12 protein-coding genes are annotated in these 13,772 nt (G+C 51.2%); 5 read left to right on the top strand and 7 right to left on the bottom strand.

Annotation, left to right across the window (positions count from 1 at the left end):
• Position 1 precedes the first annotated feature (1 nt).
• From mraZ to leuO, 5 genes are all read right to left on the bottom strand, one after another.
• Complete coding sequence (gene mraZ / locus OGX86_RS04005) at positions 2–460, bottom strand: division/cell wall cluster transcriptional repressor MraZ (protein ID WP_003018792.1); 459 nt, start codon at positions 458–460, stop codon at positions 2–4.
• Positions 461–1,073: 613 nt separating this feature from the next.
• Positions 1,074–2,078: a catabolite repressor/activator gene (gene cra, locus OGX86_RS04000; RefSeq protein WP_003018794.1), complete on the bottom strand. Its 1,005-nt coding sequence runs from the start codon at positions 2,076–2,078 to the stop codon at positions 1,074–1,076.
• A gap of 264 nt (positions 2,079–2,342) precedes the next feature.
• The gene (gene ilvN / locus OGX86_RS03995) at positions 2,343–2,834 is read right to left on the bottom strand and encodes an acetolactate synthase small subunit (RefSeq protein WP_003829566.1); all 492 of its coding nucleotides are present in this window, start codon (positions 2,832–2,834) and stop codon (positions 2,343–2,345) included.
• Positions 2,835–2,836: 2 nt separating this feature from the next.
• Entirely contained in the window at positions 2,837–4,561 is a 1,725-nt protein-coding gene (gene ilvI, locus OGX86_RS03990; RefSeq protein WP_267437042.1) for an acetolactate synthase 3 large subunit, read from the bottom strand.
• Between the two features lie 318 nt (positions 4,562–4,879).
• Positions 4,880–5,827 (bottom strand): transcriptional regulator LeuO, encoded by a 948-nt coding sequence (gene leuO, locus OGX86_RS03985; protein WP_020996231.1) that lies wholly within the window; start codon positions 5,825–5,827, stop codon positions 4,880–4,882.
• 654 nt (positions 5,828–6,481) lie between these two features.
• Here leuO and leuL point away from each other — a divergent pair.
• From leuL to leuD, 5 genes are all read left to right on the top strand, one after another.
• On the top strand, positions 6,482–6,568 hold the full coding sequence (gene leuL / locus OGX86_RS03980; protein WP_048998978.1) for a leu operon leader peptide: 87 nt from the start codon (positions 6,482–6,484) through the stop codon (positions 6,566–6,568).
• Between the two features lie 90 nt (positions 6,569–6,658).
• Complete coding sequence (leuA, locus tag OGX86_RS03975) at positions 6,659–8,230, top strand: 2-isopropylmalate synthase (protein WP_003829569.1); 1,572 nt, start codon at positions 6,659–6,661, stop codon at positions 8,228–8,230.
• On the top strand, positions 8,230–9,321 hold the full coding sequence (gene leuB, locus OGX86_RS03970; protein ID WP_003829570.1) for a 3-isopropylmalate dehydrogenase: 1,092 nt from the start codon (positions 8,230–8,232) through the stop codon (positions 9,319–9,321). The genes leuA and leuB overlap by 1 nt, the downstream gene beginning before the upstream one ends.
• A gap of 2 nt (positions 9,322–9,323) precedes the next feature.
• Positions 9,324–10,724, top strand: a complete 1,401-nt coding sequence (gene leuC, locus OGX86_RS03965; protein ID WP_048227098.1) for a 3-isopropylmalate dehydratase large subunit — start codon at positions 9,324–9,326, stop codon at positions 10,722–10,724.
• A gap of 10 nt (positions 10,725–10,734) precedes the next feature.
• A complete protein-coding gene (leuD, locus tag OGX86_RS03960; RefSeq protein WP_003829572.1) occupies positions 10,735–11,340 on the top strand; it encodes a 3-isopropylmalate dehydratase small subunit in 606 nt (201 codons plus the stop codon).
• A gap of 45 nt (positions 11,341–11,385) precedes the next feature.
• On the opposite strand, the gene idnR is transcribed toward leuD, so the two are convergent.
• Together idnR and OGX86_RS03950 are read right to left on the bottom strand one after the other, a co-directional pair.
• Positions 11,386–12,378, bottom strand: coding sequence for a DNA-binding transcriptional regulator IdnR (idnR, locus tag OGX86_RS03955; protein WP_032944294.1), 993 nt, complete (start codon positions 12,376–12,378; stop codon positions 11,386–11,388).
• Positions 12,379–12,460: 82 nt separating this feature from the next.
• On the bottom strand, positions 12,461–13,744 hold the full coding sequence (locus OGX86_RS03950; RefSeq protein ID WP_149607612.1) for an MFS transporter: 1,284 nt from the start codon (positions 13,742–13,744) through the stop codon (positions 12,461–12,463).
• Positions 13,745–13,772: the final 28 nt, after the last annotated feature.

Below are 13,772 nucleotides of genomic sequence, written 5' to 3'. Positions count from 1 at the left end.
TTTATAGAGACAAATCCTGCAATCGTTCCGACAACGCGCCAGTAACAGACTGCTCAGCGTCGATATCTTCCTTGACCTGTTGATACCAGGTCGTTTCATCCCACAGCTCAAACTTATTGAACTGCCCAACCAGCATCACTTCTTTCGTTAGCCCTGCGTGTTGCCGCAGAATGGGTGCTATCAGTAATCGACCAGCGTTATCCATCTGACATTCGCTGGCATGACCCAACAATAAGCGCTGTACGCGACGCTCAACTGGATTCATGCTCGACAGACGCGATAGCTTCTGCTCGATTATTTCCCATTCAGGCAGGGGGTACAGCAGCAGGCACGGGTGATGGATGTCAATGGTGCAAACCATTTGACCGGTAGCGCTCTCAAGCAGTTGATCCCGATAACGGGTAGGCACGGATAAGCGCCCTTTACTGTCGAGATTAACTAACGTTGCTCCCCGGAACATGCCAGTCTCACCCCCAATTACCACTTTATCCCACAAATTCCCACTTAAAGGAGTTTACGGAGCGGAGGAAAACCTTGTCAAGCAAGTCGCGGCGCTTAGCGGAGCAAAAAACCCATTGTTTACGGCTAATATCAGCGTTGAACAAATTCCGTACAGCAAACGAAGCAAATTAACGTCATGAATATTTGTAAGAAAAAAATCCAACAACTCATCATTGTTTAAAACAACTGAATATCATCCAAAGAAAATATAAAGTGTCAGTTTGCGACGCGAGCGGCATTTTAGGACAATATGCAGCGAGTTAACAGTACCAGTTAATCGCTCTGTACGCCGCGCAGAGCCGAGGTAAGCCCCAGATAGCCGCAATACGAGAGCAAAGTGTTTGTTAATTCGGCAAATCCATACAAGCATGTAACAAAATAATACAAGCGTAACGCGTCGTTACGTATCAATAACCCAAAAATGGATAGTTGCATTTTTAATTCGGGGTATTTCAAGAATGAATTTCAGATAATTCTAAAGAATATTCTTAAATATAATGCGGTTATTTCTGAGAATAGAAAAATTGAAGACGTCAGAGGCTTATCCCACCGACGTCATCAATTGAGGAAACTTAGTTACGGCTGAGAATACCGCGACGGTACAGATTACGCCGTATACGCGTTAAACCTGGTTTTGGTTTACGCGGTTCGTCCAGACTTGCCAGTACAATCTCCAGCACGCGTTCTGCGACATCACGATGGCGCTGTGCCACTGCCAGTACCGGGCACTGCAGGAAGTCGAGCAGTTCGTGATCGCCAAAAGTCGCAATCGCTAAATCAGACGGCAGTTGCCCGTCACGACGCAGGGTCACATCCATCACGCCCTGCAACAGGGCAAACGACGTGGTAAACAACGCCTGAGGCATTGGGTGCGTTTCCAGCCATTTATCAAACAGCTGCGCAGCCGCTTCCCGCTCATAGCTGTTGGCGTACAGGAAATGGACTTCACGCGGATCGTCCTTCCACGCGGTACGAAAACCCTGTTCGCGCAGGAAGCTGACGGATAATTCAGGAAGCGCGCCCAGATAGAGAACGGTTTCAGCAGGGAATTTGCGTAACTCCTCTGCCAGCATTTCCGCATCATCCTGATCCGCACCCACAACGCTGGTAAAATGTTCGCGGTCCAGTGCACGGTCCAGCGCCACAATCGGGAATGAACTGTTTGCCCAGCGTTGGTAGAACGGATGCTCAGGCGGCAATGAAGTCGACACAATAATGGCATCGACCTGGCGCTGTAAAAGATGCTCAATACAGCGCATTTCGTTATCCGGCTGATCTTCAGAGCAGGCAATCAACAGCTGATACCCACGCTGACGCGCCTGGCGTTCCAGATAGTTTGCGATCCGGGTATAGCTTGTGTTCTCAAGATCCGGGATCACCAGCCCGATAGAACGTGTGCGTCCAGCACGCAGCCCGGCCGCCACGGCATTCGGGTGGTAATTATGCTCACGCACCACCGCCATGACTTTTTCAACCGTTTTGTCGCTTACGCGATATTGCTTTGCTTTGCCATTAATAACGTAGCTTGCAGTCGTTCGCGAAACGCCGGCCAACCGAGCGATTTCATCCAGTTTCACAATTGCCCCTTGCGTAAAATGTACAAACCATAACCTTTTAGATGGCATGGGTTAAACTTCTTAACATCTAAGCGCAGAATAATGACTGCGGCAACCGCTTTTGTCTCTGGTTACTGCTGATTTCGCAAAAAAAAGCGCAGCAGGTAGCATCAGCGAAAGCGGGTTCGTTACCTGCAGGCAGGATAAGGCGTTTATGCCGCTATCCGGCATGACCTCCACGATGAGGCCTGATAGCGCTTTGCTTACCAGGCCTACGGTTGACGATTAGCGCATAATTTTATCGCCACGGGAGAGTCCCACCACACCGGAACGAGCAACTTCCACAATTTTGGCGACTTCACGTAGGGTTGCCAGAAATGCATCCAGCTTGTCGCTGGTGCCCGCCAGTTGTACGGTGTAGATAGACGGCGTCACGTCGATGATTTGCCCGCGGAAAATCTCCGTGTTGCGTTTCACCTCTTCCCGGCCATAACCGCTGGCCTGGATTTTCACCAGCATGATTTCTCGTTCAACGTGGGCCCCCTGCCCCAGCTCGCTAACGCGCAGAACATCCACCAGTTTGTGGAGCTGCTTTTCGATCTGCTCAAGGACTTTCTCATCCCCTACCGTCTGAATCGTCATCCGCGATAAGGTGGGGTCGTCGGTCGGCGCGACGGTCAGGCTTTCAATGTTGTATCCACGCTGGGCGAAGAGGCCAATCACCCGCGACAATGCACCCGACTCATTTTCCAGCAATACTGATAATATCCGGCGCATAATCAGGTCCTCTCCGTTTTGCTTAGCCACATTTCATCCATCCCGCCCCCACGAATCTGCATCGGGTAGACATGCTCACTGCCGTCGACGGTGACGTCGACAAACACCAGGCGATGATTACGCACATGCTCCAGCGCTTCACCCAGCTTGCTCTCCAGTTCATCTGGATGATTAATCTGGATACCGATATGCCCATAAGCCTCAGCAAGGCGCACAAAATCGGGCAGCGACTGCATGTAAGACTGGGAGTGACGCCCGGAGTAGATCATGTCCTGCCATTGTTTGACCATGCCGAGATAACGGTTGTTAAGGTTGAGCACCAGCACCGGCAGTTCATACTGCAGCGCCGTCGACAGCTCCTGGATATTCATCTGAATGCTGCCATCCCCGGTGACGCACACTACCGTTTCATCCGGCAATGCCATTTTCACCCCTAACGCCGCAGGTAAACCGAATCCCATCGTGCCGAGGCCGCCTGAGTTAATCCAGCGACGCGGTTTATCGAACGGATAATAAAGTGCGGCAAACATCTGATGCTGGCCAACGTCAGAGGTCACATACGCTTCCCCTTTTGTCAGACGCCAGATGGTTTCAATCACCGCCTGCGGCTTAATGCTTTCGCTTTGCGTGTCGTATTTCAGACACTGACGGGCGCGCCAGTGCTCAATCTGTTGCCACCAGTCACGGTTATCATCCAGTGGCTGCTGTGATTTCTCCTGATCCAGCTGTTCGAGCATTTGATCCAGCACCAGACGGGCATCACCCACAATCGGAATATCCGCAGTAACGGTTTTAGAAATAGAGGTCGGATCGATGTCGATATGCAGCACGGTCGCATTCGGACAATATTTTGCCAGGTTATTTGTTGTTCGATCGTCAAAGCGAACGCCGACAGCAAAGATCACATCGGAATGATGCATGGTCATATTCGCTTCGTAGGTACCGTGCATCCCTAACATGCCCAGCGCCTGACGATGCGTGGCCGGAAACGCGCCCAACCCCATTAGCGAGGAGACAACCGGCAGATTCAGCGCTTCAGCAATCTGAGCTAACTGCTCATGGCAAGCGGCATTGACCGCTCCACCGCCCACATAGACAACCGGTTTCTTCGCCGCGACCAGCGTCTGTAGCGCCCGTTTGATCTGTCCTTTATGCCCCGTCGTCGTCGGATTATACGAGCGCATACTCACCGAGTCCGGCCAGCTATAAGGCAGTTTCTTCGCCGGATTCAGAATATCCTTCGGCAAATCCACCACCACCGGCCCAGGACGACCGCTTGCTGCCAGCCAGAAGGCTTTTTTCAGCACCTGTGGAATATCTTCCGTTTGTTTGACCAGGAAGCTGTGTTTTACCACCGGGCGGGATATACCTACCATGTCGCACTCCTGGAAGGCATCGTAGCCAATCAGCGACGTTGCGACCTGTCCGGAGAGGATCACCAGCGGAATGGAATCCATGTAAGCCGTTGCGATTCCGGTAATCGCGTTGGTCGCCCCCGGTCCGGAGGTAACTAATACAACCCCCACTTCTCCCGTGGCACGCGCAAGGCCATCAGCCATATGTACCGCCGCTTGTTCATGGCGAACCAGCACATGATCAATACCGCCGACCGTATGCAGCGCATCATAAATATCGAGAACGGCCCCCCCGGGATAACCGAATACCTGCTTCACACCCTGATCGATGAGCGATCGGACGACCATCTCGGCTCCAGACAACATCTCCATGGCTTGCCTCACTCTTATAATGAATTACGGTTTAACAACACATTAACCGCTGACGATGACGCATGGCAATTGACTCCGAAGGGGTGGCACTGGAGTAAATAAGAATAAAAAGGAGGAAAGACGCGAATAAACGGAGAATTAAACCAACATAAGCAATCAGTATGATAAATAATCGCTTAAAAATGGGAACTTACAGCAATTACTCTATTTTTTGACACTTTTGGACAGACGTAAAAAATAGAGTTCAGCATAAAATTTCAGTTATAAAGACAAAAGCAGAATAAACAGGATGTATTGTCCGGTTTACTCTGCCAAGTGCTACTGCTTACAAACGGAGACTAACAGCTCTTCCATCCATTGATGTCCTTTATCTCGGCCCGCGGCTTCATGCCAGGAAAGATAGCATGTGCGGCTGTTCAATTTTAACGGTAAAGGTAAGATCTGTAGTTCTAAAGAATCGGCAAATTCTTCTGCTAACCAACGCGGCGCAATAGAGACCAAATGCGTTTGCGACACAATATTAAGAACGCTAATTAATGCCATGCCCTGATAAGCTACGCAGGATTGTTTATCCGGTGTGTCATACCATGGTTGGCTGAATGATGCGAAGCGATCAAGTGACACCACCGCATGCTGTTCATTATAGACATCGCTTTCCAGTAACGGACCACTAATGCGCGGATGCTTTTTACTTGCGACTAACACCATTTCGTCATTGAATAACGGAATACTGGTAAATTCAGGACGACGGAATTCTTCATAGCTAATAACGAATTCTGTTTCCTGGTAACGTAATTGATGCTCTGTATTTTGATTGAGTGAAGATTTAAATACGACATGAATGTTTGGTGCAACTTGCTCAACCCGATTATAAATCAACGACGTCAGGATATTATCCAATGGGCTGCATACGCAAAGATTGAATACGCGCTCGCTGCTGGCTGGCTCAAAACCCGATCCAGGCAGTTCATTTTGCACTAATTGCAATGCCTGGCGAACAGAACCAAATAGCTGGAAGGCTCTTGCTGTCGGCTGGATACCGCGTCCATAACGAACAAAAAGCTCATCATTAAACATCACTTTCAGGCGCGCGACCGCATTACTGACAGCGGGTTGGGACATCCCCAAAGTATGCGCGGCACGGGTAATGTTTTGTTCTTGCATCACCGCATCAAAGACGGTTAATAAATTAAGATCAACCATGCGAAGCTGTGGCTTCCCCATATCTATAATATTTGTTTTATCTATTATTTTTACTTCTGGCATATTTAACTCCACTGTCACTCTAAACTCCCTTTTCCCAGACGGAGTGAAGAAATAATCTCCGTTAATATGATTTACCATACATATAAGATGAGAAAAAGAAAAAACATTAAAATTAGGAAAACATAAAGGCACAAACCTAAATGAACAAAAGACCAATGCGAGCGCAGTGTGGCAGGTGTCACTGCACGGTGATTCATATGTTTAAATTTCAAAAACAATATAACCATAAGCATGGCGAATATACAATCATACGTATCGTGAATACGTATTTAAGTTTTAATTAAATGTTTATATTATTAATACATTAAAAGTTAACATTAATTTATCAATTATGTGGTGTTACACTGTCCATAGCCATTCACGATTACTATAAAAACAGATAAATCATAAAGATATGAAATCCCAAGAACGACCTTTTCTTCAGTTCGCCGTTACAATAAATGCAAATAATTATGCTCAAATATGTCAAACCATGAAAAGTATGTACAACCATCAACTGATTAATTTTATGTACTCCGAAAAATTCAGCACAATTCGCTTAAGTTTTGCAGAAACTTCTCCCCTTGAGTAAGGCATTTGCTGGGGTGAGGGTTGACATCAGTCTTCATATCCAGTACCACTAAAAGCATATCGCATTCGCCTGGAGCTTAATTGATGACTTACATTGCTCGTTTTAACGGTCTACTACTACTAAACGCATCTTCATTGCGCGGTAGACTGGTGGACGACATTCAGCATTAAGTCAGCTCCAGTTAAGACAAAAACCCGCGCCGTTGCGCGGGTTTTTTTATGCTCGAAGCAAGGCGCCCTAAGAAACCAAGGACCTAAACCATGAGCCAGCAAGTCATTATTTTCGATACCACCTTACGCGATGGTGAACAGGCGTTACAGGCAAGCCTGAGTGTGAAAGAAAAACTGCAGATTGCGCTGGCCCTTGAGCGTATGGGCGTTGACGTGATGGAAGTAGGTTTCCCCGTTTCTTCACCGGGCGACTTTGAGTCAGTTCAGACCATTGCTCGTCAGGTTAAAAACAGCCGCGTTTGCGCCTTAGCCCGCTGCGTAGAAAAAGATATCGACGTCGCTGCAGAATCGCTGAAAGTCGCTGAAGCTTTCCGTATTCATACGTTTATCGCCACCTCGCCGATGCACATCGCGACGAAATTACGCAGTACGCTGGATGAGGTCATTGAGCGCGCGGTCTACATGGTTAAGCGTGCGCGTAATTATACCGATGACGTGGAGTTCTCCTGCGAAGATGCAGGCCGTACCCCTATCGCCGATCTGGCTCGCGTGGTTGAAGCTGCCATTAACGCGGGTGCTAAAACCATTAACATCCCTGATACCGTCGGTTACACCATGCCTTTCGAATTTGGGGCAATCATTTCTGGCTTGTATGAACGCGTACCAAATATCGATAAAGCCATCATCTCCGTACACACCCATGATGATTTAGGTTTGGGCGTAGGCAACGCACTGGCAGCCGTTCACGCCGGAGCGCGTCAGGTGGAAGGCGCGATGAACGGTATCGGCGAACGCGCCGGTAACTGCTCACTGGAAGAAGTGATCATGGCGATCAAGGTGCGTAAAGATATCCTGAATGTACAGACCCGCATCAATCACCAGGAGATCTGGCGTACCAGTCAGTTAGTCAGCCAAATCTGCAACATGCCAATTCCGGCAAACAAAGCCATTGTCGGTAGCGGCGCCTTTGCCCACTCCTCCGGCATCCATCAGGACGGCGTACTGAAAAACCGTGAAAACTACGAAATCATGACGCCTGAATCCATTGGTCTGAACCAGGTACAGTTGAACCTGACCTCCCGTTCCGGACGCGCCGCGGTGAAACACCGTATGGACGAGATGGGATATAAAGAAAATGAATATAGCCTGGACAACCTGTACGACGCATTCCTGAAACTGGCGGACAAAAAAGGTCAGGTATTTGATTACGACCTGGAAGCGCTGGCCTTCATTAATAAACAGCAGGAAGAACCGGAGCATTTCCGTCTGGATTACTTCAGCGTGCAGTCCGGCTCCAATGACATCGCCACCGCCTCCGTCAAGCTGGCCTGTGGTGAAGAAGTTAAAGCCGAAGCGGCGAACGGTAACGGTCCGGTCGATGCTATTTATCAGGCCATCAACCGTGTAACTGAGTACAACATCGAACTGGTGAAATACAGCCTGACCGCCAAAGGGCACGGTAAAGATGCGCTGGGTCAGGTGGATATCGTTGCCAACTATAACGGTCGTCGTTTCCACGGCGTCGGTCTGGCGACAGATATCGTCGAATCTTCTGCTAAAGCGATGGTGCATGTGCTGAACAACATCTGGCGCGCCGAAGAAGTCGAAAAAGAATTGCAACGCAAAGCTCAGAACAACGAGAACAACAAGGAAACCGTGTGATGTCGAAGAATTATCATATTGCTGTTTTGCCGGGTGACGGTATTGGCCCGGAAGTGATGGCGCAAGCCCTGAAGGTACTGGACGCAATCCGTAACCGTTTTAACATGCGCATTACCACCAGCCACTACGACGTGGGTGGTGCCGCGATCGATAACCACGGTCAGCCGCTGCCACCTGCAACAGTTGAAGGCTGTGAACAAGCTGACGCCATTCTGTTTGGCTCCGTTGGCGGCCCGAAATGGGAAAACTTACCGCCAAACCAGCAGCCAGAGCGTGGCGCACTGCTGCCATTGCGTAAGCACTTCAAATTATTCAGCAACCTGCGCCCGGCTAAGCTCTACCAGGGGCTGGAAGCGTTTTGCCCTCTGCGCGCAGATATTGCCGCGAACGGTTTCGACATCCTGTGCGTACGCGAACTGACTGGCGGGATTTACTTCGGTCAACCAAAAGGCCGCGAAGGCAGCGGACAACATGAAAAAGCCTTTGATACCGAGGTTTATCACCGTTTCGAGATCGAACGTATTGCGCGTATCGCGTTTGAATCCGCTCGCAAACGTCGCCGTAAAGTTACGTCGATTGATAAAGCTAACGTACTGCAAACGTCTATTCTGTGGCGCGAAATCGTCAATGAAATTGCTAATGAATATCCAGACGTTGAACTGGCGCATATGTACATCGACAACGCGACAATGCAGTTAATTAAAGATCCATCCCAGTTCGACGTGTTGCTGTGCTCTAACCTGTTTGGTGACATTCTGTCTGATGAGTGCGCCATGATCACCGGTTCAATGGGCATGTTACCGTCCGCCAGCCTGAATGAGCAGGGCTTCGGTTTGTACGAACCTGCTGGCGGCTCCGCTCCGGACATCGCCGGGAAAAACATTGCCAACCCTATCGCCCAGATCCTGTCGCTGGCTCTGCTGCTGCGCTACAGCCTGGATGCCAATGATGCGGCAACCGCAATTGAGAGCGCCATCAATCGCGCATTAGAAGAAGGCATTCGCACCGGAGACTTAGCCCGTGGCGCTGCCGCAGTCAGTACCGATGAAATGGGCGACATCATTGCCCGTTACGTCGCAGAAGGGGTGTAATCATGGCCAAAACGTTATACGAAAAATTGTTTGATGCGCACGTCGTCTTTGAGGCGCAAAACGAAACCCCACTGTTGTACATCGACAGACATCTGGTGCATGAAGTGACCTCTCCGCAGGCGTTTGATGGTCTGCGCGCGCATGGCCGTCAGGTGCGCCAGCCGGGTAAAACCTTTGCCACCATGGATCACAACGTCTCTACCCAGACCAAAGATATCAACGCGTCGGGTGAGATGGCGCGCATCCAGATGCAGGAGCTGATTAAGAACTGTAACGAATTTGGCGTCGAGCTCTACGATCTGAACCATCCGTATCAGGGTATCGTTCACGTGATGGGGCCAGAACAAGGTGTGACGTTGCCGGGTATGACCATCGTCTGCGGCGATTCCCACACCGCTACACACGGCGCGTTCGGCGCACTGGCATTTGGCATTGGCACCTCTGAAGTTGAACACGTTCTGGCGACGCAGACCCTGAAACAGGGGCGCGCCAAAACCATGAAGATTGAAGTCAACGGTAAAGCAGCCCCTGGCATTACCGCCAAAGATATCGTGCTGGCGATTATCGGTAAAACCGGTAGCGCAGGCGGTACCGGACACGTGGTTGAGTTTTGTGGCGAAGCCATCCGTGCATTGAGCATGGAAGGCCGGATGACCCTGTGCAACATGGCCATTGAAATGGGTGCTAAAGCGGGTCTGGTTGCACCGGATGAAACAACCTTTAACTATGTGCAGGGTCGTTTACACGCACCGAAGGGCGAGGATTTTGACCACGCGGTTACATACTGGAAAACGCTGAAAACCGACGACAACGCGACGTTTGATACCGTCGTTACCCTGCAGGCAGAAGAGATCGCACCGCAGGTCACCTGGGGAACAAACCCGGGTCAGGTCATCTCGGTGAACGATAATATTCCCGACCCGGCGTCATTTGCCGATCCCGTTGAGCGCGCATCGGCTGAAAAAGCGCTGGCGTATATGGGGCTGAAACCGGGTATTCCGTTAACGGAAGTGGCTATCGATAAAGTGTTCATCGGTTCCTGCACCAACTCGCGTATTGAAGATTTACGCGCCGCGGCAGAAATCGCCAAAGGGCGCAAAGTTGCGCCGGGTGTGCAGGCACTGGTGGTGCCGGGCTCTGGTCCGGTGAAAGCGCAGGCGGAAGCAGAAGGTCTGGATAAGATCTTTATCGAAGCCGGTTTTGAATGGCGTTTACCGGGCTGTTCCATGTGCCTGGCGATGAACAATGACCGCCTGAACCCAGGCGAACGCTGCGCATCCACCAGCAACCGTAATTTTGAAGGTCGTCAGGGCCGCGGTGGTCGCACGCATTTAGTCAGCCCGGCCATGGCCGCCGCTGCCGCCGTAACCGGTCATTTTGCCGACATTCGCAGCATCAAATAAGGAAACTACCATGGCAGAGAAATTTACCCAGCATACCGGCCTGGTTGTCCCACTGGATGCCGCCAACGTTGATACCGACGCAATTATCCCTAAACAGTTTTTGCAGAAGGTTACGCGCACCGGTTTTGGCGCCCATCTGTTTAACGACTGGCGTTTTCTGGACGAAAAGGGCCAACAGCCGAATCCTGAGTTCGTTTTAAACTTCCCGGAATATAAAGGGGCATCAATTCTGCTCGCACGGGAAAACTTTGGCTGCGGCTCTTCACGCGAACATGCGCCGTGGGCACTGACCGATTACGGCTTTAAAGTGGTGATCGCACCAAGCTTCGCCGACATCTTCTACGGCAACAGTTTCAATAACCAACTGTTGCCGGTGACCCTGAGCGACGCGCAGGTAGATGAAATGTTCGCGCTGGTGAAAGCCAATCCGGGCATTAAATTTGAAGTGGATCTGGAAGCGCAGGTGGTGAAAGCAGGCGATAAGTCCTACAGCTTTAAAATTGACGACTTCCGCCGCCACTGCATGCTGAACGGTCTGGACAGCATCGGGCTGACGCTGCAACATGAAGCGGCCATCACCGAGTACGAAGACAAGCAGCCAGCGTTTATGCAGTAATCTCTTCCGCTGGTCACCGCACGGTGGCCAGCCCTTTCTCTTCACCTACAGCGTATCGCCGTAATAGATTTGGTAGCCAAGATTGACGCTACCCGGCGCATCTTTCCCGTTCAAACGCTTAATCAGAATATCCGCCGCCGTTTTGCCAATCTCAAAGCGTGGCGTAATCACGCTGGCGATTTTTTGCAGCCGCGCACGGCCAATTTCCAGCCCGTGGAAACCGGCAATCGCCATTTTTCCCGGCACATCGTACTGCTGTGCCTGACACTCCAGCAGCGCGCCAACCGCCAGGTCATCATTGGTACAGAAAATAGCGTCAATATCCGGCTTTTCCGCCATCGCCTGCTGGAACATCTTGCGGCCCAGCGCCACCGACGAAATAGTTTTTGGCGCCAGGTGGTACGCTTCCAGTCCCTGCGCCGCCAGCGCTTTCTCGGTGCCGCGAAAACGGCTAAGGTCTCGGGGGTCATCCATCGAGCCAAAGAAAGCAATGCTGCGTTTACCGCTGTCGATAAAAGCCTGCGTCATTTCAAACGCGGCTTTTTCGTTATCAAACCCAACCTGTATATCAAGATACTGGCCGCTAATATCCATCAGTTCCGCCACCGGTACGCCGCTGGCGCGCACGTACTGGATCATTCGCTCGGTATGCAGCTTTCCCGTGAGGATCAGGCCGTCGATATTGTAAGAGAGCAGGTTCAGCACCTCGCGTTCTTCACGCTCGGCATCATATTCGTAGTTGGCGATCAGCGTCTGGTACTGGCAGGCCGAGGTGACGGATTCAATCCCTGCCAGCACGTCGGCAAAGATCTGATTACGAAACGAGGGGATCAGCACACCAATGGTTTTGCTGCGTGCGTTGAGCAGAATTTCCGGGGCGCGGTTGGGGATGTAGTTGTTCTCTTCCATCACTTTCGAAATCAATTCGCGGCTGCGTTGCGACACCTGATTCGGGTCACGCAGATAACGGCTGACCGTCATCTTATTCAGCCCGGCCAGATTAGCGATATCCTGTAATGTCATCCGATTGTTTTTCATGAGGTTCTCTACGACCAACAGCCCATTATGCTCGCAGAGAACCTTATCACAGCCGGTTAGCGACTGCACTCCTCGCTCAACCTTAACGCGTAGCCATCTCAGCCGACGGCGACGTGGTTTCATTTTGCGCACGAACGCAGTACATCAGCACCACCGACGCCAGCAGAGCAATCGCCATGAAGGTGTAGGAGACGCCCGGCCCGCCGGTCACGCCGTTGAGGTAACCCACCAGCCACGCGCCGAGGAATGCCCCTAACGCGCCAAAACTGTTGATCATCCCCATCGACACACCGGAGACGTTGCGCGGCAGCAGTTCGGGGATCAGCGCAAAGAACGGCCCGTAAGGTGCATACATACAGGCGGCGGCCACAACCAGCAGCGCGTAGGAGAGCCAGAAGGACTGGTTGCCCAACAGCCACGAGGCAAAAAACGCGATGGCGGCAATCAACAGCAGCGGCCAGATAAACAGCTTACGGTTCTGGAACTTATCGGACAGCCAGGAGACGGTCAGCATCAGGCAGATCGCCGCCAGATACGGCACCGCTGCCAGCCAGCCTACCGCCACAATGTCCATCTGAGCCGCATTTTTGAGGATTGACGGCATCCACATCATGAAGCCATACACGCCGATGCTCCACAGCGCATGCACCGCGCAAAGCATAATGACGCTGCGTGAACGCATCGCTTCACCGTAGTTACGCATCGGTTTGATGTCGCGCTGCTCGCGATCCATTGCCTGCTGTAATGCCTGTTTCTCCTGCTCGCTCAACCAGCCCGCTTCCGCTGGTTTGTCGCGTACCAGAATCACCCAGCAGAACGCCCAGATCACCGCCGGGATACCTTCGATAATAAACATTTCGCGCCAGCCCCAGGCTTCAATCAGGTAGCCGGAGACTATCGACATCCACAGTACTGTGACCGGGTTGCCGAGAATTAAAAAGGTGTTGGCGCGCGAGCGTTCAGTTTTGGTAAACCAGTTGCTGATATAAATCAGCATCGCGGGCATCACCGCTGCTTCGACGATGCCGAGAATAAAGCGGATCGCCATCAGCGTTGGGATATTGCTGACAAAGCCGGTCGCCGCGGCACAAAGCCCCCAAAGGATCAGGCTGTAAAAAATCATTTTGCGCACGCTACGCTTAACGGCGTACATCGCGCCCGGCACCTGGAAAAAGAAATAGCCCAGGAAGAATAACGCGCCAATTAACGATGCTGTTCCCTGAGTAATTCCTAAGTCATGTTCAATACCGGCGGCAGCGGCAAAGCCGTAATTGGCGCGGTCGAGATAAGCTAAGCTGTAGGTAATAAAAATAATCGGCATTAAATACCACCAGCGACGCGCTGGCAGTTTTGCGAGCATATTCATACTCACTCCTTGGATTATTGTTTTCGCT

The sequence above is a fragment of the Citrobacter sp. Cpo040 genome (assembly GCF_030332915.1).
In the GTDB taxonomy this organism is placed as follows: domain Bacteria; phylum Pseudomonadota; class Gammaproteobacteria; order Enterobacterales; family Enterobacteriaceae; genus Citrobacter; species Citrobacter portucalensis.
Note: the sequence above shows the minus strand (reverse complement) of the source record. Positions and strands in the feature narration are given on the sequence as shown.